Here is a 24,719-nt window from a genome sequence, read left to right as displayed (position 1 = left end):
ATGGCAAAGCAGCTCCCCATCGAAACCCCCGCCTACGTGGCACACCGCATGTGGAACTACCTCGCGGCGCATAAGGGACGCGCCCTCTACACCTTCGTCATCTACATGGTCAGCACCCTCATGGGTGCGGTGGTGCCCCTGCAGATTGGTGCCACCGTGGACGACGTGGTGGCGGGCAAGTTCTCCAGCTACCCGTGGCAGCCGATTCTGATTATCCTGGCGGCGTTCATCGTGCAGGCAGTGACCCTCATGGTCTCCTCGTACAGTGCGGCGCGACTGGGTGCGCTCGTCACCCGTGACGCCAACCAGGACACCCTCGACGGCACCCTCGACCTGGACGCACGCACCGTGGAAGAAGCCGGTAGTGGCGACCTGCTGACCCGCGTGACCGACGACCTCTCCTCGGCAGCCAAGTCCGTCAGCGAGGACCTGCTCGGCGCAATCTACGTGCTGCTGTACTTCCTGATTTCCACAATCTCCCTGGCGTTTGTGAGCCCCGCAATGGGTCTGATTATGCTGCCCATGATTGCCGGTCTTGCCCTCATCATGTCGAAGATGCTGCCGCTCATGGCGGCACGCAACCAGACCGCCCAGGAGCGCGTGAGTGACCTCAACAGCGTGCTGACTGAGAACATTCGCGGCACCTCCACGATCCGTGAGCTGGGTGTTCACGCCGCCCGCGAAGACGCCTTCGCCGGTGAGAACAAGCGCCAGTTCGCCGCACAGCTGGGCATGGTGCGCATCCGCCAGCTGTACTTCACCGTGGATGCTATCAACGCCTGGATCCCCACGGTTCTGTGCATGCTCTGGGGCGCCGCCTGCGTGGCTCTCGGCTGGGCAAGCTGGGGCGCCGTGGCAACCGCCTCGGTCATGGTATTCAGCCTGCGAATCCTCGCCGACATGCTGAACCACCACGTCAGCAGCCTGCGCATCATGCTCGTGAACATGGGCCGCGTGTTTGGTGTGGTTTCCCTGGCGAAGAAGCAGCGTGAGACGCGTGCACAGCACCGCGCCGAAGCCTTCGCCGCCGTGTCTGATGAAGCCGTGAAGAACCCGGAGTACGCCATTGACTGCACCGACATATCCTACGGCTACTCGCCGGACGCTCTCGTTCTGGAAGGCATCAACCTGAAGATTCGCCGCGGCGAGGCGCTCGCCCTGGTGGGCCGCTCCGGCTCGGGTAAGACCACCCTGGCGCGTCTGATTGGTGGTTCGCTGACCGCCCTGGACGGCACCATCAGCGTGATGGGTCGCCCGGTGGGTCACGGCGACTTCCCGACCGATGCCGCCGCCGACGGCCGCCCGCGCCTGCTGGTCTGCACCCAGGAAGCACACGTCTTCTTCGGTACTCTCGCCGATAACTTTACGGTGGTCGTGCCGGATGCAACCGTCGAGCAGATGGGCGAGGCACTGGACGCTGTCGGTGCCCGCTGGTGGCGTGACCTGCCGCAGGGCATGGACACCGTCGTCAGCGGCGCAGATTCGCCTCTGACCCGCGACCAGATTCAGCAGCTGGCACTGGCACGTATTGTGCTGGCTGACCCGCACGCCGTGATTCTGGACGAGTCCACCACCCAGCTGGAACTCGCGGACGCAACCGAGTCCCTGAGCGCCGTGCTGGCGAACCGTGCGGTGCTGATTATCTCGCACGATGCGCGTATCGCCTCCCTGGCTGACCGTGCGGTCCTGCTGCACGAGGGTAGGATCATTGCGGAGGGTTCACCGGCAGAGATTTTCGCCCTGACCTAAGCCCGGAGGATAAGCCCGGTTGATAGTGCCCGGTACCGTGTGAAGCGGTGCCGGGCACTGCTCTTTAATGGGCGAGTTCTGGGTGGGATGTACGCTGAAACCTGCGCTGAAAAACCTGAGCCGGAGTGGGGGTGCAGCAACGCAATGCTCAAACGAAAATTTCGGAGAGATTCGCTGGGCCCCCGCAAAACTTTCAGCTCCTGAGAATCGTTGTGATAACCTGGCAGAGCGATATGGGGTGCCTTGAGACGCCCGCAACCCGCCCAACACCAGCCCACCCCGCCCAATGAAGGGTATACGGGGCATACGGCACAGTGGGCGCACGAAACGGCGTCAGAACACTCAAGGCTGAGAGAATCACCCATTGAACCTGCTCTAGTTCGAACTAGCGAAGGGATTATCGATCATGGCAGAGCAGCCTACCGCGCCCGCGTGCGCACCCACCAACCCCTCTAACCCTGCACCCGGCGCGAGCGCTTCCGGAACTCCCGGGGTACCTGGGACCTCTAGGGTGCCGAGGGTCCTGTCCATTGCGGGAACCGACCCCTCCGGCGGTGCGGGTATTCAGGCGGACCTCAAATCCATTACTGCATCCGGCGGTTACGGCATGTGCGTGACCACCTCACTGGTCGCCCAGAACACCTGCGGAGTGCGTGAAGTATTCACCCCGCCTCTGGAATTTTTGACCGCGCAGCTTGCCGCCGTTTTTGATGACGTCACGGTTGACGCCGTAAAAATCGGTATGCTCGGTGACGCAGATACGATTCGTACTGTCCGCACCTGGCTGAGTGAGCATCCCGTGCCCGTGGTCGTGCTCGACCCGGTCATGATTGCTTCTAGCGGTGACCGGCTGCTACAGGCGGAAGCGGAGCAGGCGCTGCGCGACCTCGTGCCGCTCGTGGATGTGATTACCCCGAACATTCCGGAGCTTGCCGTGCTCTGCCAGAAGGAGCCCGCCCAGACCTTTGATGAGGCGCATGAGCAGGCGGCAAACCTTGCGGCGGCGACCGGAACCACCGTGATTGTGAAGGGCGGCCACCTGTGCGGTCAGGACGCCGGTAACACCGCGGTCTTCCCGGACGGCACCTGCGCCCACGTGCGCACCCCGCGCCTGGACAGCCGCAATACGCACGGCACCGGATGCTCCCTGTCCTCCTCGCTGGCAACCCGCCTGGGCGTGGAACTGCTCCAGCATACCGAAGCCGCAGAATCTTCTGAGGGCGAGAAGAATGCTCTGACCAGCGAAGACACCCACCGCGCCCTGCAGTGGAGCACCCGCTGGCTCCACGAATCCATCGCCGCAGGCGCCGGGTTGCAGGTGGGCTCCGGTGAGGGCCACGGCCCGGTGGACCACGCCGCCCGTGCCCGCCGTCTGGAAGCTGCCGCCTCCGCGTACCCGTGGCATCACCTGCTCGCCACCACCGACTCTGAGGGCAATGCTCTTGACGGCACCAGCCCGGAGCGTCTGCTGCCGGTCAGCCCCGTGCCCGCCGGTGAAGCCGTCGTTAAGCCTGCCGGTCCGTGGACCGCCGCCCTCTGGGCAGCCGGTGGCGAAACCTGGCACCAGATCCTGGACCTGCCCTTCGTGCGTGCCCTCGGTGACGGCACCCTCGACGAGGACCTGTTCTCCTTCTACCTGGACCAGGATGCCCTCTACCTGCGCGACTATTCGCGTGCGCTCGCGACTCTCTCGGCGCGTGCTGATACCGCTGCGGCACAGGTGCACTGGGCGGCCGGTGCGCACGAGGCGATTGCCGCCGAATCGCAGCTGCACGAGGGCTGGCTGGCGAACCGTGCGCGTCTGGGTGGGCCCTCGCCGATTACGATGGGGTACACGAATTTCCTGCGTGCCTCCGCCGCCGGTGATGATTACGTGGTCGGTGCCGCGGCAATCCTGCCCTGCTACTGGCTGTACGAAGAAGTGGGCGCTGTGCTCTCCTCACAGAATCACGCGGACCACCCGTACGCGGAGTGGTTGAGCCTGTACGGTGGCGAAGAGTTCGCCGCGGAGGTGGCGCGTAGCCTCGCGGAGGTGGAGCGTGCGTTTGAGGCGGCTTCACCGGCTCAGCGTGTGCGTGCGGCGCGGGCGTACCTGTCGGCGTGCGTGTACGAGCGTGAGTTCTTTGACCAGGCGCACCGAGCATTGCGTTAGTTTGCTGGGCGCTGCGCTAGCTGACGGGCGCCGCGCTAGGGGTTGCGCTGTAGCCAGCTCGCCGGTGCTTGAGGTACCGGTGCTTTAGGTGCCGATTCTGGGCTGAATACCGCCCCGGCATGGCGTGAGATGGGTGATTGATGCTTCACTCAGACTGCCGCCGGTTCGGGGTGTGTGCCGGTTATGCTTAAGGCGTCGGTGAAAACCGTTTGCGGTAGGATTCCGGCCCCTCACCCAACTGGCTGATGTACCTGCCGCGCCCGCACCTCTACGGTGTGTAGCCGACCTAGGAAAGTTTGGCCCGTCGCAACCACCTCATCCAACCCCCGCGGCGGGCCAAACGCCTTCCTTCCCGGGTTTTCCTCCCGGGTTTTCTTCTGGGGGCTCCGTTTGAAAGCATTCGGCTTGAAAGCGTTTTGCGTATGAATCCCGCATAGAAATATCCCGTGCAGATACTCTCATCTGCACGGGATATTTCTATGTTCACCGCTGCGGGTCAGCCGCCGCGGCGGGTACTTCAGGCTAGTACATCAGGGAAGGGGAGTAGCCTACTTGCTCTCGCCCTTGAGCGCACCCATGAGCGGGCCAATCACGTCCATGGGCAGCGGGAAGACCACGGTCGAGTTCTGGTCGGCACCCAGCTCCAGCAGGGTCTGCAGGTAACGCAGCTGCAGGGAGGCGGGGGACTGGCTCAGAATGTCGGACGCTTCCTTCAGCTCGCTCGAAGCCTCCAGCTCACCGCGTGCCGAAATGATCTTTGCGCGGCGCTCACGCTCAGCCTCAGCCTCGCGAGCCATGGCGCGCTGCATAGCCTCGGGAATCTCAACGTCCTTAATTTCGACGAGCTCCACCTGAATACCCCACGGCTCGGTGCGCGAACCGATGATGGAACGCAGGTCCTCGTTCAGGTCCTCGCGGTGTGCGAGCAGGGTGTCCAGGTCAACGCGACCGAGCAGGGAACGCAGGGTGGTCTGCGCAATCTGGCTGGTGGCAATCGGGTAGTTTTCAACCTCAAGCACGGCGTTCTTGGCGTTGGTCACGCGGAAGAGGACCACGGCGTTCACGCGGGCAGGGACGTTGTCCTTGGTGATGACTTCCTGCGGGGGAATGGTCAGGGTGATGACACGCATATCAACGCGCTGCAGGGAGTCGACGAGGGGGAAGACGATGTTCAGGCCGGGCTTCAGTTCCGAGCGCAGGTGACCGAAGCGGAAAGAGATGCCACGCTCGTATTCGGGGATGACGCGGAACATACGAATCAGAATAAAAAGAACAATGACGGCAACTGGGATGAGGATAGTTGCCAAAGTGACGGGATCCATGGTTTTCCTTCACAAGTATTGGGGGAGGACGGTATGTGTGCCCACCTGCCCGCGCCTCGTACGGTTCAGGTAGTAGGGGTGTAGGTAGTGGGTGTTGCCCGGTACCGGGCTGTGTGGGGAGTTTGGGAGGGGAATTTCCCGTCCCGGCGTACATCGCGGCGGTCGGTGCTTTAGCGGTACCCCGCATGGAAAACTCAAAAGAGAAATCCACACGGGGTAGCCGCCGAAGCTAACAGACGGGACCAGCCAGCCGGTCAGCCGCCGGAACGGAAAAACCTATGCAGCGCTACTTCTTCGCCATTTCCTCAGCGGCCTGAGCATCAGCAAGGTTCTGCTGTTGCAATACCTCGTTCGTGGTCTTATGCAGACGCGGAACCGAGGTGCCGGTACCGCTCCATGCGGGGCGGTCCGGGTCGAGGGCAGAGGTACGAACCGGCAGGGTTGCATCCGCAATCATCTGCTTGCGGGTCTGCTCGGTACGGCGCTTACGCTCATTCGACACGCCACCCCACTTCGCCGCGAAACGGTCCATCTTCACGTTCACCGATTCGTCAGCGGTGGATGCGTGAATATGCTTCGGATCGTTCTCGAAGTTCGCGGGGGAACGCATGAGCTTCACAGCCAGCGGGTAGGTCAGCGACAGGCAGACCACCGCGGCGGCACCCTCCACCAGAAGCTCCAGCGGGGAGTGCCAGACGATGGCGGCACCAATCAGGATGACCACACCCAGCAACGAGACAGCAACCGCCAGCCCGCGGTGGAAACGACCCGACTCGGAGTAGGGCCATTCGTCCACTTCACGGGTGAGCTCGCGGCCGTTCGCTGAGACGGTGCAGCTGTCCTTAATCGGGCAGGTGTTGCACACGCTGGGCTTGGCGCGGTAACGCATCACTCGGTTATCCGAGTCGAATGCGGTCGCCCACAGCCACTGGTCTTCGGGGCAGAGCCACGCGTCGCTCTCTTCGTGGTAGGTGAACCCGAAGGTTCGCGCCGCCACCATGCGCTGGCTGGTGCGCTTGGCGAGAATATCGAAGCCCCAACCCACGGCGACCAGGCCGAACGCGTACACGCAGGCCAGCCACACGAGGAAAGAAACTCCAGCAATCTGCTCAGGCATGGTTAGCCTCGACGATCGCTACGGTAGGGGCTGGTCTGCTCGGGCAGCTCCTCGGCAGCCTTAGCGCCGGCGAACTCTGCGATGCGAGCGTCCTCAACCACCTCGTACAGCGGCGGTTCGGGCAGCTCCAGGACGGTTTCCTTAGCGTTCTTGGAGAAGATCTCCTTGATACCCAGCAGCGCCAGCTTAATCAGCGGGATAATGCCGACCAGGAAAATCACGTCACCGGGCATACGCATCCAACCCATCACGGCGGAAGCACCGTCGTGAATGAACGCGAAGGAACGAGCCTCGTAGTAGCCTTCACCCACGGACTTGTACAGCTGAGCAATACCCAGCGGCAGCAGCGAGATGAAGGACATCCACAGCAGACCAATGTTCAGGGTCCAGAAGGAGAACTTCAGACCCTTCTCAGGCCACTTGTCCTCAGGGATCAGGTAGCGCAGACCAAATACCGCGAACGCGATCGCTAGCATACCGTACACACCCATCATGGATGCGTGTGCGTGGTTTGCGGTCAGCGCGGTACCAATCTCGAAGTAGGACACGATCGGCAGGTTAATCAGGAAGCCGAACACACCTGCGCCGAGGAAGTTCCAGAAGCCCACAGCAATCAGGAACATAACAGCCCAACGGTGCGGGAAAGGCTTGGTGCGGTTGGAGTACTGGCGGGCACCCAGCTGCATGAAGCCCCACGCCTCAACGGTCAGGAAGGTCAGCGGGATAACCTCAGCAGCCGAGAAGAACGCACCGAATGCCATCTGCTCGGAGGGGGTACCGACGAAGTAGGTGTGGTGCAGAGTACCGATCACACCACCGGCGGAGTAGAGCACAGCGTCCATCATGATGATGGAGATTGCGATGCGCTCGCGGACCACGCCGAGCAGCACGAAGATGTACGCCACCATCACGGTGGTGAACAGTTCGAGGAAGTCCTCCACCCAGAGGTGAACCACCCAGAATCGCCAGAATTCGGCGACGGTCACGTGGGTACGCTGACCTGCGAGCAGGCCGACCGCGTAGAACATGGGGATGGCGAGGCCGGAGAAGAGGAACAGCCACGGCAGGGAGGTCTTCTTCGAGCCCTTCAGACGAGCGGAGAGGGTACGCCAGACGATGACGATCCAGATGAACATACCCGCGGTGAGCAGGATCTGGAAGAATCGCGGCAGGTCCAGGAACTCCCACTGCTGCGAGAAGAAGCCGGTGAGTTCCTTGGGGATGAGGCCCTTCTGAGAGAACCATTCGTTCAGCAGCGAGCCGAGGACCACGAAGACCACGGCGCCGATGAGAACGTAGGTAAGCAGGCCCTGCTTCTTGGGTTCGCGGCGGGTAATCAGCGGGGCGATGAAGATACCGCCCGCCAGGAACGCGCCTGCGGTCCAGAAGAGGGAGAGCTGAAGGTGCCAGGTTCGAGATACCGTGTAGGGCAACAGCTGGCCCATGTCGATACCGAAGAAGCCGGTGAGTTCTTCACGGTAGTGCTCGGTGAGTGCACCCACCAGAGCCTGCAGCAGGAACAGCACCAGGATCGTTGCGAAGAGCAGGCAGGCTGCCTTCTGCGAGGGGGTCAGGCGAACTTCGTCGGGCTGACGGAAGTCGAGGACGGGTGCCTCTTCCGCGTGCCAGCCGATAGCGCGGGACCAGCGGCCGTAGATGGCGAACATCAGACCGGTACCACCGATGAGGGCAATCAGGGAGAGTGCCGACCAGACCATCAGATCCGCGGTGGGCTTGTTGTCCACGTTGGGTTCGGAAGGCCAGTTGTTGGTGTAGGAGTAGGGCTGGTCGGGGCGGTCTGCCGCCGATGCCCATGCGGTCCAGCCGAAGAATGCGACGAGGTCGTGCAGTTCTTCGTCGTTCTTAATGGCGTCGGGGAACAGGCCCTGCGAGGTGTCACCCTTCATGAGGGTTTCACGGTAGTGCTTGAGCATGAGCTGGTAGCCCTTGGTCTCACCAGCGGACCAGGTGATGGTCTTAGTCTGCTCGTCGTACTTGTTCTCCTTGCGCCACTCGTTCTTGACGAGTTCGCGGGGGTCCTGCTTGCCCTGTTCACGGTACTCCTTGACGGCAGCATCGGTGGTCAGGCGCAGGTATTCTGCAGTGTAGTCGGGGCCGAGGTAGGCACCGTGACCGAGCACGGATCCGTACTGCTGCAGGCCGCGTCCCTGGAACAGTTCCTGACCGTGCAGGATCTGTTCTTGGGTTGCGATAGTTTTGCCGTCGTTGCCGACGATTTTATCGGGGAGCGGCATGGAGAGTGCGTAGGTGCGCATTGCAAGGACTGCCATAATGGTGAAGCCCAGGAGCATCACAAACGCAACAGCCTGTACCCAGCCTTTTCCGGCATAGGCACCGACCGTGTCTGAGCGGCGGGCAATCTTTGCTGCCTGCGCACGCGAGACGGGTTTTGTAGCCATAGTGTATGTCTCCAGTGTGCGTGGATTGTGTAGGTGGAGTGGTTCCGACGCACATCCGCTGGAGGGGCGGCTCACTATGTTCAGGGTGAATCGTCCTTGAGGGAGGTGCGACAGCCCACCCTGCTCTCATTTTTGCATATTAAATGCGTATTTACGAAACTTTGCTGACGTATCGTCACAATATGACAGGCGTATTCAGGCATAAAAGCCACAGTTACAAGGCAAAAAAGTTCGAATGTTACGTTGAGGTTGAATCCTTAGCTTCCGTGACTACTTACCAGCCTGCAACGGGGGAACATAGGGCGGAAGCTATGCAGGCTCCCTCAATCAGGACTCTTACTCGGGTTCCTACTCGGGCTTCTACTTGAGCTTCTACCGGAAATCTTGCCGAAATTATTGGTGGGAGGCGCATCCCAGCATGTGGAAGGGGAATGCGGCACCCCTCACGTTCCTACACTCGGGTGTGGAATAATAAAACTCGGTACTACTAAACACAGTACAAATTTTTTCAGTACAGATTCTGTGCACCCACACGGTGTACCCTCAGAAGGGGCCACTTACCCCGCATCCACGGCGGACCGCCGCCACAGCCCGCAATCTATCGGCACCTCAGGAGAGTTCACGTGCTTCTCTACAAATCCACCCAGAAAGCAGTCACCGGAATCCTGCGCACCGTCTTCCGCGCCCGCGTGACCGGACTCGAAAACTTCCCCGCCACCGGCCCGGTGATTGTCGCCTCCAACCACCTGTCCTTCCTGGACTCCATCATTATTTCCGCCATGATGCCGCGCCGCGTGGCGTTCCTCGCCAAGGCTGAGTACGTGAACACCCCCGGCCCGCGCGGCAAGATGATGAAGGCATTCTTCGAAGCCGTGGACATCATTCCCGTGAACCGCTCCGACCGTTCCGAATCGCTCAAGGCACTCGATATTGCCCTGGAGAAGCTGCAGGAGGGTAAGGTCTTCGGCATTTACCCCGAGGGCACCCGCTCCCGCGACGGCTACCTGTACCGCGGCAAGATTGGTGTGGCGTGGCTGGCGCACATGACCGGCGCGCCCGTGGTTCCGGTTGGTCTGATTGGCACCGACCGCCTGCAGAAGCCCGGCTCGAACATGATTTACCCGCGCCGCTTCACGATTCGTGTGGGCAAGCCGCTTTACTTTGAGAAGACCGGTGAGAAGATGACCGGCAAGCAGCGCCGCGTCACCACCGACACGATCATGGATGAGATTGCTCAGCTGTCCGGTCAGGCGCGAAAGCATGAGTACAACGTTTCGCCCTCAGCCGCACGTGACGCAGGCTAGGGCACTCGCCGCCTATACCGCGTAGACTTAAACCGCGCATTCACGCACCGACCCCCGCGTTATGGGGGAGATGGGTGTAGGATGCGCGGTTTGTCGTATGCGCGAGCCTGGGATGCCCCCGGTAGCCCCAGCAGCGGCAACCCCGCAGAAAGTCCAGTAGAAAGCCCAGTAGAGCGAGGAGAAAGTACCCATGGCAGAGCCTTCCAGCTACCGCCCCGCCCCCGGCGAAATCCCCACCGACCCGGGTGTTTACCGTTTCCGCGATGCCGACGGCCGCGTCATCTACGTGGGTAAGGCGAAGAACCTGCGCAACCGCCTCAACAGCTATTTTGCGTCCCCGCAGACGCTGAGCCCGAAGACCTACGCGATGGTGCATACAGCGGCGAGCGTGGAGTGGACCGTGGTGGCGAGCGAGATGGAATCGCTGCAGCTTGAATACACCTGGATTAAGGAGTTTTCGCCGCGCTTCAACATTGCGTTCCGCGACGATAAGTCGTACCCGTACCTGGCGATTACCGTCAATGACGTGTACCCGCGCGCGATGGTCACTCGCGGCGAGCGCCGTAAGGGCGTGCGCTATTTTGGCCCGTATTCGCAGGCGTGGGCGATTCGTGAAACCCTGGATGCGCTGCTGCGCGTCTTCCCGGTGCGTACCTGCACGAACGGCGTGTTTAACCGCGCGAAGAATAGTGGCCGGCCCTGCCTGCTCGGCTATATCGATAAGTGCGCGGCGCCGTGCGTGGGCAAGATTAGCGCCGAGGAGCATCGCGAGTTGGCGCGCGGGCTGACCCGGTTTATGGGTGGTGGCGCTGAGAAGCATATCGCCCAGTTGACCGCAGAAATGAAGGCCGCCGCCGCTGATATGGACTTTGAGCGCGCCGCGATTCTTCGTGACGATATTGCCGCGCTGACTAAGGCGTTTGAGCGTAACGCCGTGGTGCTCGGCGCGACCGTGGATGCTGACCTGTTCGCCTACGCTGAGGACGACCTGGAGGCGTCCGTTCAGGTGTTCTTCGTGCGCGGCGGCAGGATCCGCGGCCAGCGCGGCTGGATCGTGGAGAAGGTCAACGACAGCACCGACGCACAGCTCATCGAGCAGCTCATCGCGCAGGTGTACAGCGATATTGCGGCGAGCCTCGCCTCCCAGAAGGACGCCGAGAAGAGCCTGAACAGCTACGATATTCCGCGTTCCGTGCTCGTGCCGGTGGAGCCCGAGAATAAGGAGCAGCTGGCGTCCTGGCTGGCGGAGGTGCGCGGCGGCCCCGTGGAGATTAGCGTCCCGCAGCGCGGCGACAAGGCAGAACTCATGAAGACGGTTGCCGAGAATGCGCGCCAGTCGCTGACCCTGCACAAGAGTCGCCGTGCCGGTGATTTGACCACGCGCAGCGCCTCCCTTGTGGAGCTGCAGGAGGCGCTGGAACTGCCCGACCCGCTGCTGCGCATCGAGTGCTACGACATTTCGCATGTGCAGGGCACGAACGTGGTTGCCTCCATGGTCGTCTTTGAGGACGGCATGCCCGCGAAGAACGCCTACCGCACCTACAGCATTACCGGCGACGCTGCGCGTGATGATACCGCCAGCATGTACGACGTCATCACGCGCCGCTTCAAGAGGCACCTGGCGCAGCAGGCGGAACGCGAAGCTGCGCCCGTGCACTCCGGCGAGATTGGCGCCTCCACGCCCGAGCCTGCGAAGTTTGCCTACCCGCCGAACCTGGTGCTCGTGGACGGCGGCCCGCCTCAGGTGGCTGCCGCCTCCGCCGCGTTGAGCGATTTGGGCATTACGGATGTGTACGTTGCCGGCATCGCTAAGCGCCTGGAGGAACTGTGGCTACCGGACGACGACTACCCGGTCGTGCTGCCGCGCACCTCGCAGGCGCTGTACCTGGTGCAGCGCATCCGCGATGAGGCGCACCGTTTCGCTATCACCTTCCACCGTTCCAAGCGCGGTAAGGCGATGGTCGCCTCCGCCCTGGATGAGGTGCCCGGTTTGGGCGAGGTGAAGCGTTCCGCGCTGATTAAGCATTTCGGGTCGGTGGCTCAGATTAAGCAGGCGAGCGCCGAGGAGCTGACGGCGGTGCCGGGTATTGGTCCGGCGTTGGCTCAGAAGATTCTGGCGGCGCTGACCTAATCCTCTGGCGGCGCTGACCTAAGTGCCTGCTGGCGCTGAGTGAAGGCCCGCCCGGGGTATGAATGCAACACCCCGCCTCGTAATAGCGCTTAACAAACGTGTCATAATTGAAGGAAACCGTCATCATTACGAGCGCGCTATCTTCGCGCGCCCTCAACCAGTAGAGTGGAAACCGTGAGTAATAACCATCTGCGCCTATTCACCAGCGAGTCGGTGACTGAAGGCCACCCCGATAAGATTTGTGACCAGATTTCTGACGCCATCCTTGACGGCATCATCGCCCAGGATCCCGCAGCGAACGTTGCTGTGGAGACCATGGTAACCACCGGTCAGGTGCATGTTGCTGGTGAGGTAACCACCTCCAGCTACGTCGAAATCCCCTCCATCGTGCGCGAGACCATTCTGGGTATCGGCTACGATTCCTCTACCCGCGGCTTCGACGGCGAGTTCTGCGGCGTGTCCGTATCCATTGGTGAGCAGTCCCCGGACATTAACGCCGGCGTGTACGAGTCCCTCGAGGTTCGTCAGGGCATTGCTGCTGACGAGTACGACCGCCAGGGTGCGGGCGACCAGGGCATCATGTTCGGTTACGCTTCGAACGAGACGAACGTGCTGATGCCCGCCCCGATTTGGCTGGCGCACCGCCTCTCTGAGCGTCTGACCAAGGTCCGTAAGGACGGCCTGCTGACCGAGCTGCGCCCCGACGGCAAGACTCAGGTGACCCTCGGCTACGATTCGAACAATGTGCCTGTCTCTGTGGACACCGTCGTTGTTTCGAGCCAGCACACCGCAAGCTACGACCTGGCTGACCTGCGTGCAGACATTGAGAAGCACGTTATCGCACCGGTTCTGGGCAGCGTCGAGCTGGATTCCTCCAACGCCAAGTTCATTGTGAACCCCGCTGGCCGCTTCGTTCAGGGTGGCCCCGTGGGTGACGCGGGCCTGACCGGCCGCAAGATCATTGTGGACACCTACGGCGGTTCGGCTCGTCACGGTGGTGGCGCGTTCTCCGGTAAGGACCCGTCGAAGGTGGACCGTTCCGCAGCGTACGCAATGCGTTGGGTTGCGAAGAACATTGTGGGTGCCGGTCTTGCTGACCGCGCCGAGGTTCAGGTTGCATACGCTATCGGCCAGGCAGCGCCGGTCGGTCTGTACGTTGAAACCTTCGGCACCGAGAAGGTCGACCCGATTAAGATTGAGAAGGCTGTGCATGAGGTCTTCGACCTGCGCCCGCTGGCAATCATTAACGAACTGGATCTGCGCCGCCCGATTTACAAGAAGACCGCAGCTCACGGCCACTTCGGTCGTACCGAACCGGAATTCACCTGGGAGCGCCTGAACCGCGTGGATGCACTGCGTTCGGCAGTGTCCTCCTCCTAATATCTGTCAGGGTAGAGGAGCACGCAGATTCGGGTGACTCAGAGCAGTTCTGAATCGAACTCTTCGGCACCGTTGGGTGCTCAGCAGGAATCCCTGCAACAGCTTGACCTGTTGCAGGGATTTCCTGCTCTTCGTGATGCCCTGATTCCTGCCGCCCCGGAGCCGGTAAACGTTGCCGCCGAGTTGGAGGCGAGCGGCGTGCCGAACCCTGTGGCGCGTGTGCGCGTGGATAGCACCCTGCCGCAGGTGGACCGCACGTTTGATTACCGCGTGCCCGCCGAGCTGAGTGAGGATGCGGTGCCCGGCGCTCGCGTGCGCGTGCTGTTCAACGGCCACGAGCTGACCGGTTACATTGAGGAGCGCGCCGCCACGACTGATTGGACGCGCACCTCGCTGCTGCCGCTCAAGTCGGTGCTGTCGCGTGTGCCCTCTGTTGCGCCCGAAATTTTTGCGCTTGCCGAGGCGCTTGCTGACCGTTACGCCTCCACGGTGGCAAACGTGCTACGTCTGGCGGTGCCGCCGCGTATTGCCGCGCTGGATAAGAAGTACGCGCCCCTTCTGCCGGGTTATGAGTCGGCGTATTTGGGTGATTCTGCCCCGGTAAGCACTTCCGATGCCCCCGAGAGCACCCCGGAGAACGTCTCCGAGAGCACCCCGGCGAGCGCGGGGGAGAAGCCGCAGGAAAACGCTCCCGAAATCGCGGAACCTGAGTGTGCGGAATCTGAGCCTGATGCCGTCTCCGCCGCCTCCAGCGCTACCGACCCGTACGCCTGGCTTGCCACTCCCGGCGCGCCCGCGCCCTTCGTGCTGGATCCGCCGGCGCTGAACCCGGATGCGCCGGATGCCGCCTCCGTCTTTTCCGATTACGAGAACGGCGCGGAGTTCATTGAAGATGTTGCCGCCGGTGCCGCGACCCGCTCCGTGATGACGGTTCTTCCCGGCCACCTGGAGCACACGTGGGCGGATGTTTTGGCGACCGCACTCGCGGCTGCTGCTGCCAGCGGTCGCGGCGCTATTGCGGTGGTTCCGACCGCTAAGAACCTGGATCTTCTGGAGGCGGCGCTCGCCGAGCGTCTGCCCGCTGACTCGTTTGTGCGTTTGAGTTCTGATTCGACTCCGCATACTCGCTATCACGGTTTTGTGAAGGCTCGTTTGGGGCAGGTTCCGGTGGTGATTGGTACCCGCGCCGCCGCATACGCGCCGGTGGCGAACCTGGGCCTGGTGGTGTGCTGGGATGACGGCGATTCTTCGCTGGTGGAGCAGCGCGCCCCGTATTGTCATGCCCGTGATGTGTTGCTTCTGCGTGCTTCTGCTGAGAATACTGCGGCGCTGTTTGCCGGGTTCAGCATGAGTAGTGAGGCGGCGCGTCTGGTGCGTACCCGCTGGGCGTCTCATGTGCGTGCGCCGCGTGCGTTGGTGCGTGATTATTCGCCGCGTATTTTTTCGACGGGTTCGGAGTTTGAGTTGGCGCGTGACCCGTTGGCGGCGATGGCGCGTATTCCTCACCTGGCGTTTGAGCATGCTCGTCGGGCGTTGGCGCGTGGTCCTGTGTTGGTGCAGGTGGCGCGTAGCGGTTATATTCCGTCGTTTTCGTGCGAGCGTTGCCGCATGCCGGCGCGTTGTGGCGAGTGTAGTGGGCCTTTGTCGGTGGCTTCGGGTTCGTCGGTTCCGTCGTGTTCGTGGTGCGGTCATTTGGCGCAGCAGTGGCGTTGTTCTGAGTGTGGTTTTACGCATTGGCGTTATTCGGCGGCGGGTGCGACTCGTACTGCTGAGGAGCTGGGTCGTGCGTTCCCGAATGTTCCGGTGATTTCTTCGGCGGGTGATCATGTGCGGGCGTCGGTTGGTCCTGAGCCTGCGTTGGTGGTGGCGACTCCGGGTGCTGAGCCGGTGGCTTTTGGCGGCTATGCGGCGGCGCTTCTTCTGGATGCCGATAAGATGCTTCGTTTTGATTCCTTGCGTGCTCCGGAGGCGGCGTTGCGTCGCTGGTTGAATGCGGCGGCGTTGGTTCGTCCGGCGGCTCTTGAGGGTACGGTGGTGACGACTGCTTCGCCGTCGCCGGTGGAGCAGGCGCTGGTGCGTTGGGATCCGGCGTGGTTTGCTCGTCAGGAGCTGGAGGAGCGCGCGCAGACGGGTCTGCCTCCGGCGGTTCGTACGGCTGCGGTGACCGGTGCGGAGGCGGATGTTCGCGCCTTCATGGAGGAGCTCTTGGGTTCTTCTGCGTTGCCGGAGCGGGTGCGTGAGCAGTTGCGTATTGTGGGTCCGGTTCCTCTGGATCAGGGGTATTTTGCCTGGTCGGAGTCTCTTGAGGAGGATTCTGAGGAGGCGCCGGTTCAGGGCGATTGGCGTACCCTGATGTTCTTCTCGTACGGCATTGCCCAGCACGTGACCCGTGAGTTGCGTGCTACGCGTGCAACGATTGCGGCGTTGAAGAAGAACGTGGGGGAGCGCCCGGTTCAGATTCGCTGTGACGGCTTGGACGTGCTGTGATTTTCTAGTCGTGCTGTAGTGTTCTAGTGAGGGGCGGTTTTTGCCCCGGGTTGGGCGTTGAGCTACGCGGGTTTGCGGGCGCGCTGTGCGCAGAGGCGAGGAGGTGAGAGGCATGTCGAAGGTGCCTCATCTGCTGAAGGGTAGTGCGCTGTCTGATGGTGAGCAGCAACGGCTGGCTGAGTATGCTTCTGCGCATCCGAGAGTGCCCTGCACCGCAAGGGCCAGCACCATGATGCGGCGGTGCTGCTGGTTCACGGTATCGGCTACCAGAATCACGGCGAGACGCTCGCGTATTTTGGCAAGCCGGTGGCGCATAGTGTGCAGACTCTGCTGGCGCTGAACACGGATTCTGTCGCCGCCTCCGAAGAGAACCCTGCTGCAGAGGCTTCTGCGCGGGTTCGTGTTGAGGTGATTCCTGACGGTGATACCTTCCCGCCTGCCGCCGAGGTGAACCCGCTGAGCCACCACAGCGAGTTGACGTATTCGTTGACGATTGAGCGCACGGAGTACCCTGCTGACCCAGCCGACCCGGTTGAGGAAAGCCCGCAGGTTGAAGAGAACTCCGCGCAGGAAGAACCCGCCGAAGCCTCCGAGTCCAAAGAATCTACAAGAATCAGTCTGCCGAAAATTGAACTTCCGAAGGTTGAGCTGCCCAAGGTGGAACTGCCTAAAGTAGAGCTCCCTAAGATTGAGCTGCCGAAAATTGAGCTTCCCAAGGTAGAGCTCCCGAACATTGATTTCCCGAATATCGAGCTGCCGAACCTTGAGCTTCCGCGCCTGCCTCAGCCGAAGCCGCGCCCGGTTCGCACGGTCACTCGCCGCAGCCTCCTTTTTCAGGAGGGCTTCTGGCGACCCAAGCATTACCGCCCGTTGAAGGAGCATTTGCCCTGGTTGGCGACGGTTTTGCCGCTGTTTTTGATGTTCTGCTTCTACTACGAGCGCCCCGGCGCGACCTGGCGTGAGCGTGCCGGGCACCTGCTACGTTCTACGGCGCGGTTTGTGAACGTGGCGCTGTGGCTGGTGGGCGGCTATGGCGCTCATGACGTTCCGTGATGCTTTTGTGGCGTCTCTGGGTACTCCGCAGGGTGCATTTACGGGTCTGGCGGCGGCGCTCGGCCTTGGTATTGTGGGCTGGGTTTTGGCTCGTCGTGCCCGTGAGCTGTGGGCGCTGATGAAGGCTATTCCGACGCAGCTGATTCAGACGGCGACCAGCCCGGAGTCGCGTGATTTGGAGCGTATTTATGCGCGTCTGGATCGTCAGCTGGACGATTTGAGTTCCCGTAGCGATGCGGTGGGTATTATTGCCCATTCGCAGGGCGGCTATTTGAGCTATGAGCTTCTGCGTCGTCGTGCGGCGGCGGGTAAGAAGCCGATTCGTTTCTTCTACGGCCTGGGTAGTGGCCTGGTCCCGATTAGCATTATCGCCAGTGACCGCAACGACATTCCGGGGCATCTGGATGCTGCAGGCAGCTACCGTAACCGCGCCATGCTGCTGTGGGTGAGCGCGGTTGCGGCGTTCTCCTGGCTGGTGGAGGCGTCCCTGCTGTTCAGCCCGTACCGTTTGCTGCTGCATCATGCGATGCTGGTGCCCCTGTCGTTGAGTGTGGTGCCGCTGGTTGCGAGCGTGCCGGGTGCGTTGAAGGGGTGGGCGCGTATTGTCCGCAAGAAAACCGCCTCCGAAAATACCTCAGCAAACACCCCGGCGGATGTGCGCCTGGTGAACCCGTACGGCACGCGCGCCTACGTGAAGTGGCTGATTCCGGTGCTCTTCGTGCACGGCGTTTTCATGCTGTACGCGGTATTCATGCTGCTGCTGGTTCAGCTACGTGTTGAGGGCTCGGTCCCTGAGCTGACCGCTACCTCCGTGGCGTTTTGGGGCGCGCTGATTCTGGTGCTCATGATGTCGGTGCGTAGCGCCTGCCACCTGTATGTGCGCGCCTACGCGCCGATGTTGCAGGATCTTGATGTGGCTGACCGGTGCGAGATTTCCGCTCGTGGAGACAGTATCGGCAGGTCGAATATCACTCAGCCCGCCGGTGTGGATGTCAGCTTTGTGACCCTGCCGGGCCCGTCGGTGAATAGTCACATGCAGTATTTTGATGCGTGCTCGCCGGTGCCGTTGATGCTTTCGCACCGCCTGATTCCGCACATGATGCCGGCGGGGGAGCAGGCGCAGAAGGCAGCGGATTTCACCGATATTGGCGCGGAACTGAACCGCGGTTTTGCGCGCGTGAAGAAGTGGATGCGCACCATGCATTACGGGCTGTATGCGGTGCTTCTGCTGATGCTGTCGGTGCTACTGAATGTGGCGTCGCCGGTGAGCCTGTCCGCGTTGACGGGACTTGATACGTCGCACCTACATTCGGAGGGTTTTGACCGTCTGGTGGCGGATGCTCAGCAGCTGCGTGAGCAGGCGGGTTCTTCGGATCTGCTGCTGTGGATTCTGGTCGGCATTTTTGTGGTGGAGGCGCTGCTGATGATGGTGCTTTCGCCGTGGACTCAGCGGCGTTTGCAGCGTGCGTTCATGATGCGCAAGGTGGACCGCACGGGTCAGCTGAGCGAGTTCAATCCTTTGCCGATGGTGACGGCTCTTCTGGGTCTTGACGGTGAGGATGAAGACGCTGAGGATGCAGAGGAACATAACCTCGCAGGGGAGAAAAAGCAGGAGAGTAAAGCAGGGCAGAGCGCTGTAGTTTAGGGTGCTTAGGCGGTGCCGTTGGAAGGGCACCCCAGAATTTTTATGCATTCGTGTGCACCTAAGATTTGTTGGGGTTTGGCTGATTCTAATTGGCGTAGTCTCCGTATCCACGGTAATATATTCAGCACTGCGGATACTATTTCGGCGCTTGTCGAGGTGGTGTTGGCAGTATCTATCACTCAACTTCGCGTACGCTTCACAACCGTGCGCACCAACGAAAGATGAATACTGGTGACTCAGACTATGATCGCCCCCGCATACGAACCTGCATGCGGCGGGTCTGCTTCTGTACACAATTACGGCGTCATGCACCCGGACCCCGTGTTGCTTTCCGACATGACCAGCGCAGAACGAGGAGCTGTTTACCGCTACTTGGCGCGCTTCGCTGAGCTGGATGACGCAAAGATTTTCTACGCGTACGGTCACGCTTACGAACTGGCTCGTAAGGACGCTGAACGCGGTCTCTACGCAACTATGGCGTAGCCTGCATCGTTAGTTTTTAGAAATGCTGCTGCACTCCTCGTGAGTGCGGCAGCATTTCTGCTTTTCAGGCTGGCTTTCAGGTAGCTTTCAGACAGGTTTTAGCTTGGCTGAGACCTCGGGGGCATACGCCGCTATGATGCCCTGATTTCTTCCTGACAACCGGGGATGTGTCCACTATCGGGGCGTTCCCTGATGGTTCTTGAACATTGATTGGCTCTTGGGTAGTTTAGAGGTATCACAACCGCTACTGCGAAGAGACTTCCTGTGATTTCCGTAGGTTCTTTTCGCGGTGTTACCTCCGGCAGTGCCTGCATTGTTGCGGCGCTCCACTCAGAAACGCCCCAAGGAAAGGTACTCACCGATGAGTTTCACCAATATTGCCTATGATTACGAGCCGGAATTTGGCGAATCGGCACCGAGCCGCGACAATGGCATCACCCACCCGGACGCTGTGCTGCTCTCTTCGATGACTAAGGCTCAGCGTGGCGCGGTGTGCCGCTACCTGGCTCGTTTTGCTGAGCTGGATGATGCGAAGATTTTCTACGCTTACGGTCATGCGGATGAGCTGGCTGCGAAGGAAGCGGCTCGTACCGGTAGCTTCCCTGCGGTCTAAGGATTTTTGCTCCGGTGTGATGCTGGGGCGGTTCGCTACACACTTCCTCCGCGCCTACGCAGGGAACCCGCCCTCGCTTCGCGTCGGGCACCCTGAGGGCGCATCCGGAAGGTGTAGCCTCGCCGCCCCTGTACAGGAAACATACCTACCGACGACCATAAACTGAATACGAGAATGCCGCCGCACCCTCCCGAGAACCGGGGGAGTGCGGCGGTATTTCTGTTTTCGCTATGAGATGGCGCATGTCACTATTGGTCTTTGGTTGTGGGTTGACAAGGCTTTATGGCAGTTTTTGCTTCACGTTTTTATATAATGGGTGAGGCTGGCCGTAGGAGGCCAGTGCCATTGTATGACGACGTACGTACATCTAGTTTCAAGGAGGAAGACTATGACAGAAGAGTTGTCACAGGATTCATCAAGGCCCCAGGAGACATCGCAAGATTCCGGTGTTAGTTTTGAGGGACAATTGTCTAACCCGACAGGGGAAAATACTGCAGTACAGAACAATCAAAAATCTCAAGCGGTAACTAAACAAAACAATCAGAATAATAAAAAATATGATTTAGGCGTCCTTTTCGTGCATGGAATAGGAGACCAACAAAAAGGGGATACATTCAAAGCGATGTATGAACCAATTAAGAAAGAACTTGAGGAAAATAAAGAAATTTTATTTGTTGAATTAGATAAAACTGTTACGAAGGCCAGGTGTCCAGTTATAGAAATGGGACCTTCAAAGGAAAATAAGAGAGCTGATATTATATTTCGTGAATCCCACTGGAATAATCTAAACGGCAAAGTTAATTTAAAAAATTATATAGGCAATGCATATTCTTTAGTTGGCTTTGTAATCAGTCTTTTCATTGGTTCCCTAAAAGCACTTAATTATCTTCTAATATCCCTATTGGCTACCTGCGTGTCACACGTAAAGTTCCTCACTGCATTTATTTCACTCTTTGTTATAATTTCTTATATATATATAAGGGAAGATTTTCACAAGATGGGGTAGATGCACTAATTGGTGCAGTAATCACAGTGATTGTAGCACTAATTATTATTTACCTTTACTGGTTGTATAAAAAAGGGTTCAAAAAAGGGCTCAGAAATTCTTTCTTGATGTTAATAAAAATCCTTAGGAAAATTATAGATATTTTTATTGTTCTATGTGATGTAAAATCTTGGGTGCGTCTGTTTATAAAGATTAAGTCTATTGCAATCTTGTTGATTTGGCTTTATGTGCAGATTGATGAAATATCCAATGGAAAAACTAATCGAAATAATCCTGTCATCATTGTTCGAAACGATATTCAGAAATTATATAATAGCTGTAGTTCAGTTATTGTTATCGCCCATTCCATGGGAGCTTATCTTTCGGTTATGGCGATTCATCACATGCAAAATCTCGGAAGGGATAAGATTAATCTAATTACTTTTGGTAGCGGATTTGCCCCGGTGAGTTTATTGCGGGATTTGAATGGCAGTCGTTACCGTAAGATTAGGTTCTTTGTGAAGAATTTATTGATTTTTTTCACATTGATGGGAAGCATGTATTCCTTTATTTTCTTTACTGTTCTAGCGTACCAAGGGATGCCATTAGGAAAATCTTATGGGCTTTTAACTTTATTCTATGCTGCTACTTTCTATATTCTCTATAAAAATTCCATAAATGAATTGTCTAAATCTCAAGCTGTGGATATAGGGGGTAATATCGCTTGGCAAAACCATTCATTCACGTCTGATCTTGTGGGGAACTCTGTATCGCTCTTGCATTCAGAGGGTAGGTCACGATTAATTCCTGCATTCAATCCTTTTGCGCATTCAATTAAATCATATTTTTTGAATTGGCCTATAATGCGCAAGGTTGTTTCTGGAAGTATTCTAGACCTGCTTAATTTGAATCTGGGGAGCAAGAATTCTACCAAGCATCCAGGGAATTATAAAATTTTTATAATTATTTACGCTTTTTTCGCTATTTCAACGTATTCCGGGATGTTTTTTGGAGATTTAAGATTCACCTCTCAGTCACTTCTATATTTTTTGCTTTTTGCTCCCTTTTTGTTAATTTCCATGATGTATTTCTGGCAATTCAATAATTATGTCTATGGTTACAGTCCTTATTTGTACTGGGACAAAAAGGCTGGGGTAAAGATTAGACCTCGAGATTTATATGTTTGTTCATTTATTTTTGGATCTTGTGCAGGAATAACTGGTTTCTTCTTCTTGAATTTCGTTTCCCTATTGACATTAACTAGTTAATCCTCTCTGTAAGGTTTTGGCCATATTATAATTATGGAAGTTTATTGCATGCCCGATGTTACATATTTGTCTATTGACATAAGTAGTCGCTTCAAGATATAGATGCTCTATACGTAACCTATACTGCAACGTCTTTTTCCTGAGTATTGGGATTTATAGAGGTCTCATCTGTGTGAGAGGAAGCGACATTCCTACGAATCGTCTAGCAACTGCAAAGCCTATGGTCATTGTTACAGGCTGGAAATTCGATACAGATGTAAAATGCCGCCGCACCCTCCCGAGTTTCGGGGGAGTGCGGCGGCATTTCTTTGCCCAACGCAGGCCCTAGAGCCCGCGCACGACCTCCAGTAGCTTGAGCGCCGAGTCGCGCCAGGAGTAGCGGCGCACATCCGACAGGCCGTCAATAATCACGCGCTCGCGAACGGCGGTGTCCTCCAGAGAACGGATAGCCTTCACCCAGTCGGCGGCGTGCGCCTCCGGGGCACCGTCAATCGGCGCGAACACGGCGTGCGGCGCGATCTCACGGAAAATCGGGATGTCACTAATCACCGCGGGGCAACCGGCAGCCTGAGCCTCAACCACGGGCAGGCCGTAACCCTCCTCGCGGGAGGCGGTTACCAGGGCGTGCGCCTGGCGGAGCAGCTGCTGGTACTCCTCGTCGCTCACGCCGTTGTGCACCTCCACGTTCTCACCGATGAGGCGTTCGTCAGTGAGCTGCACCAGGCGCTGCGGTGGCATCTTCGACAGCAGGTGCAGGCGGTAATCCGGCAGGGAACGCATCGCTAGCAGCAGGGTTTCAACGTTCTTGTACGGCATGAACGAACCCATGTACACCAGGTGCTTGACGGGCTGCTCTTCGCGGGTGGTAGCGCGTTCCAGCGCGGTCTGGCGGGAAACAACGCTGCCGGGCTGCGGGGCGTTGGGCACCACAAACAGCGGCTTGGTGGTCAGCTCGTGCTCACGAATCAGCGAGGCGGTCGACTCAGAAACCGTCACGACCGCGTCGCCGTGATTGAGCAGGAAGCGCTGCGGGGTGTAGGTCTTATGGAAGAGCCGCCAGCCCACGCGCACCGGTGCGGGCAGGAACCCGGGCGGGGTCGGGTGCGAGTAGTAGATCAGGTCGTGCAGGGTGAGAATCAGCTTGAATTTGCGTCCGGTGGAGCCGATAGTCTGCATGGGGGAGAACACCACGTCCGCCGCGTACTTGTTCAGCTGCAGGGAGGCGGTCGGTTCGAGCGGGCCGGTGGGCGAGCAGATTTTCACGTGCGGCAGGTCCGGCAGCATGTCCAGCTGACGCTCGTCGCTAATAATCATGGTCAGGTCGAGGTCGGCGGCGGCTTCGTCACCGGTGTCGACGAGGGTTTTGAGCGCGCCCAGCAGGGACGCGGTGTAGCGGCTGATGCCGTCGTGGAAGCCGATACGGGTGTATCGGGCGTCAACCATGAGTTTCATGTTGGTTCCTTACTTCTCGTTCCCTGAGTGGCCGGCGGCGAAATCGGCGATGAGTTCCGCGGCTCGGCGAGGGGTTTCGTAGTGGATGAGGTGCCCGACTTCGGGGATCATGTCCAGGCGCTCACGGGCGCTGGTCGAAGTAGCGGGCAGGTCGCGGGAGGTCAGCGTCGCGTACATGGCGCGAGCTGTTTCGGGGGTGCCCAGGTCGTCGTCTTCGGCGACGAGCATTTGCACCGGCACCCGGATGGCGGCGGCGTATTCGGCGGCGGTGTGCGTAATGGACGCTTCGTAGGCGCTGAGCACTCCGCGGCGGGAGCCGAAGGAGCCGAAGTAGGCGGCGTGCTGGCCGTTGATGAAGCGGCGCATTGCCTTGTCTTTGGTGCGCATCATGACTTCGCTGGAGGCGCGGGTAATCAGCTGCGAACGCAGTAGCGGGTAGCCGATTTTTTCGGGTAGTGCCGCGCCGGCGCGGTAGTAGAGGGAGGCGAGGCGGGAGGCGACGCGCTGGCTACCTTCGAGGGCGGGTTCGCTGATGGGGTTGATGAGCGAGAGCAGTGCGAGCGAGTTCGGGTGTGTGGCGGCGAAGGCGCTGGTGACGATGGAGCCGAAGGAGTGGCCGATCAGGTGCAGCGGTAGGGGCTGTGCGTTCTCGCGGGCGGGGTTGGTGTGCTTCACAAAGTTGTTCAGCCACGCCACGTACGCGTTGATATTGTCTTCGCCCTGAGTGTTTTTGCCCTGGGCATTTTCGGGCAGGTCTGCGGAGCGGCCAAAGCCGGGCAGGTCGGGGCTGATAATACTGACGTTCGGGATGAGCTTCAGCAGGTAGTTCGCAATGATTTCCAGGCCGTGGTGGTCGCCGCGGAAGCCGTGCACGAGCAGTACGGGGTAGGAGCCTTCGGGGAAGGTGCCGTCGTTCATGCCTTTGCCGTACTGCCAGTAGCGGGTCATGACTGCCTGCGCGCCGTCACCGATGAGGGCGTCGTGGCGGGTGCCGGGAATGAGCGGGCCGGGCACGCCCTCAAGAACTGAGGTGTTGGGGGAGTGCGGGGTAACGGTGGAGGTCATGGGTACCTTTCGCGGGTTGGGTACTGGGACGGCGAAGTCCCGTTCTTAATTCTAGGGGAGAAGCCTGAAAGACCTCTGAAACCCGCCTGACGC

At 59.4% G+C, this 24,719-nt stretch carries 17 protein-coding genes; 12 read left to right on the top strand and 5 right to left on the bottom strand.

Annotated features, from left to right (window positions below):
* Both LPB405_RS00705 and LPB405_RS00700 read left to right on the top strand, forming a co-directional pair.
* Nucleotides 1-1,749, top strand: coding sequence for an ABC transporter ATP-binding protein (locus LPB405_RS00705; RefSeq protein WP_219101532.1), 1,749 nt, complete (start codon nt 1-3; stop codon nt 1,747-1,749).
* A 406-nt stretch (nt 1,750-2,155) separates the two neighbouring features.
* The gene (locus LPB405_RS00700; protein WP_257604932.1) at nt 2,156-3,901 is read left to right on the top strand and encodes a bifunctional hydroxymethylpyrimidine kinase/phosphomethylpyrimidine kinase; all 1,746 of its coding nucleotides are present in this window, start codon (nt 2,156-2,158) and stop codon (nt 3,899-3,901) included.
* Nucleotides 3,902-4,449: 548 nt separating this feature from the next.
* On the opposite strand, the gene LPB405_RS00695 is transcribed toward LPB405_RS00700, so the two are convergent.
* From LPB405_RS00695 to LPB405_RS00685, 3 genes are all read right to left on the bottom strand, one after another.
* A complete protein-coding gene (locus tag LPB405_RS00695) occupies nt 4,450-5,223 on the bottom strand; it encodes a slipin family protein (protein ID WP_070691528.1) in 774 nt (257 codons plus the stop codon).
* A 286-nt stretch (nt 5,224-5,509) separates the two neighbouring features.
* Nucleotides 5,510-6,340, bottom strand: a complete 831-nt coding sequence (locus LPB405_RS00690) for a transposase (RefSeq protein ID WP_219101530.1) — start codon at nt 6,338-6,340, stop codon at nt 5,510-5,512.
* Between the two features lie 2 nt (nt 6,341-6,342).
* Nucleotides 6,343-8,760 (bottom strand): nitric-oxide reductase large subunit, encoded by a 2,418-nt coding sequence (locus LPB405_RS00685; protein ID WP_219101528.1) that lies wholly within the window; start codon nt 8,758-8,760, stop codon nt 6,343-6,345.
* Nucleotides 8,761-9,383: 623 nt separating this feature from the next.
* Here LPB405_RS00685 and LPB405_RS00680 point away from each other — a divergent pair.
* From LPB405_RS00680 to LPB405_RS00640, 10 genes are all read left to right on the top strand, one after another.
* Complete coding sequence (locus LPB405_RS00680; RefSeq protein ID WP_044150489.1) at nt 9,384-10,064, top strand: lysophospholipid acyltransferase family protein; 681 nt, start codon at nt 9,384-9,386, stop codon at nt 10,062-10,064.
* A gap of 190 nt (nt 10,065-10,254) precedes the next feature.
* Nucleotides 10,255-12,195, top strand: coding sequence for an excinuclease ABC subunit UvrC (gene uvrC, locus LPB405_RS00675; protein ID WP_219101526.1), 1,941 nt, complete (start codon nt 10,255-10,257; stop codon nt 12,193-12,195).
* Nucleotides 12,196-12,369: 174 nt separating this feature from the next.
* Entirely contained in the window at nt 12,370-13,575 is a 1,206-nt protein-coding gene (gene metK / locus LPB405_RS00670; protein ID WP_049353130.1) for a methionine adenosyltransferase, read from the top strand.
* Nucleotides 13,576-13,608: 33 nt separating this feature from the next.
* Nucleotides 13,609-16,062, top strand: coding sequence for a primosomal protein N' (locus LPB405_RS00665; protein WP_219101525.1), 2,454 nt, complete (start codon nt 13,609-13,611; stop codon nt 16,060-16,062).
* A gap of 240 nt (nt 16,063-16,302) precedes the next feature.
* Nucleotides 16,303-17,115, top strand: a complete 813-nt coding sequence (locus LPB405_RS09020) for a hypothetical protein (RefSeq protein WP_257604931.1) — start codon at nt 16,303-16,305, stop codon at nt 17,113-17,115.
* Complete coding sequence (locus LPB405_RS00660) at nt 17,093-18,760, top strand: aconitase (RefSeq protein ID WP_257604930.1); 1,668 nt, start codon at nt 17,093-17,095, stop codon at nt 18,758-18,760. Before LPB405_RS09020 ends, LPB405_RS00660 begins: the two co-directional genes overlap by 23 nt.
* Before the next feature lie 231 nt (nt 18,761-18,991).
* Complete coding sequence (locus tag LPB405_RS00655) at nt 18,992-19,243, top strand: hypothetical protein (protein ID WP_049327135.1); 252 nt, start codon at nt 18,992-18,994, stop codon at nt 19,241-19,243.
* Nucleotides 19,244-19,604: 361 nt separating this feature from the next.
* The gene (locus tag LPB405_RS00650; protein WP_219101523.1) at nt 19,605-19,856 is read left to right on the top strand and encodes a DNA mismatch repair protein; all 252 of its coding nucleotides are present in this window, start codon (nt 19,605-19,607) and stop codon (nt 19,854-19,856) included.
* Between the two features lie 388 nt (nt 19,857-20,244).
* On the top strand, nt 20,245-20,862 hold the full coding sequence (locus tag LPB405_RS00645) for a hypothetical protein (protein WP_219101521.1): 618 nt from the start codon (nt 20,245-20,247) through the stop codon (nt 20,860-20,862).
* Nucleotides 20,863-20,888: 26 nt separating this feature from the next.
* Nucleotides 20,889-22,109, top strand: a complete 1,221-nt coding sequence (locus LPB405_RS00640; RefSeq protein ID WP_219101519.1) for a hypothetical protein — start codon at nt 20,889-20,891, stop codon at nt 22,107-22,109.
* 324 nt (nt 22,110-22,433) lie between these two features.
* Here LPB405_RS00640 and LPB405_RS00635 read toward each other — a convergent pair whose 3' ends face one another.
* A complete protein-coding gene (locus LPB405_RS00635; protein WP_219101517.1) occupies nt 22,434-23,561 on the bottom strand; it encodes a glycosyltransferase family 4 protein in 1,128 nt (375 codons plus the stop codon).
* Between the two features lie 9 nt (nt 23,562-23,570).
* Entirely contained in the window at nt 23,571-24,626 is a 1,056-nt protein-coding gene (locus LPB405_RS00630; RefSeq protein ID WP_219101515.1) for an alpha/beta fold hydrolase, read from the bottom strand.
* Nucleotides 24,627-24,719: the final 93 nt, after the last annotated feature.

Origin of the sequence: Rothia mucilaginosa (genome assembly GCF_019334805.1) — a bacterium.
Taxonomy (GTDB): Bacteria; Actinomycetota; Actinomycetes; order Actinomycetales; family Micrococcaceae; genus Rothia; species Rothia mucilaginosa_C.
This window is presented reverse-complemented; position numbering and strand designations above follow the sequence as displayed.

What these genes read in the sequence shown, in the direction of transcription:
- LPB405_RS00705 (WP_219101532.1), top strand. Translation starts at nt 1, where the DNA reads ATGGCAAAGCAGCTCCCCATCGAAACCCCCGCCTACGTGGCACACCGC.
- LPB405_RS00700 (WP_257604932.1), top strand. Translation starts at nt 2,156, where the DNA reads ATGGCAGAGCAGCCTACCGCGCCCGCGTGCGCACCCACCAACCCCTCT.
- LPB405_RS00695 (WP_070691528.1), bottom strand. Translation starts at nt 5,223, where the DNA reads ATGGATCCCGTCACTTTGGCAACTATCCTCATCCCAGTTGCCGTCATT.
- LPB405_RS00690 (WP_219101530.1), bottom strand. Translation starts at nt 6,340, where the DNA reads ATGCCTGAGCAGATTGCTGGAGTTTCTTTCCTCGTGTGGCTGGCCTGC.
- LPB405_RS00685 (WP_219101528.1), bottom strand. Translation starts at nt 8,760, where the DNA reads ATGGCTACAAAACCCGTCTCGCGTGCGCAGGCAGCAAAGATTGCCCGC.
- uvrC (WP_219101526.1), top strand. Translation starts at nt 10,255, where the DNA reads ATGGCAGAGCCTTCCAGCTACCGCCCCGCCCCCGGCGAAATCCCCACC.
- LPB405_RS00660 (WP_257604930.1), top strand. Translation starts at nt 17,093, where the DNA reads ATGGCGCTCATGACGTTCCGTGATGCTTTTGTGGCGTCTCTGGGTACT.
- LPB405_RS00650 (WP_219101523.1), top strand. Translation starts at nt 19,605, where the DNA reads ATGAGTTTCACCAATATTGCCTATGATTACGAGCCGGAATTTGGCGAA.
- LPB405_RS00645 (WP_219101521.1), top strand. Translation starts at nt 20,245, where the DNA reads ATGACAGAAGAGTTGTCACAGGATTCATCAAGGCCCCAGGAGACATCG.
- LPB405_RS00635 (WP_219101517.1), bottom strand. Translation starts at nt 23,561, where the DNA reads ATGAAACTCATGGTTGACGCCCGATACACCCGTATCGGCTTCCACGAC.
- LPB405_RS00630 (WP_219101515.1), bottom strand. Translation starts at nt 24,626, where the DNA reads ATGACCTCCACCGTTACCCCGCACTCCCCCAACACCTCAGTTCTTGAG.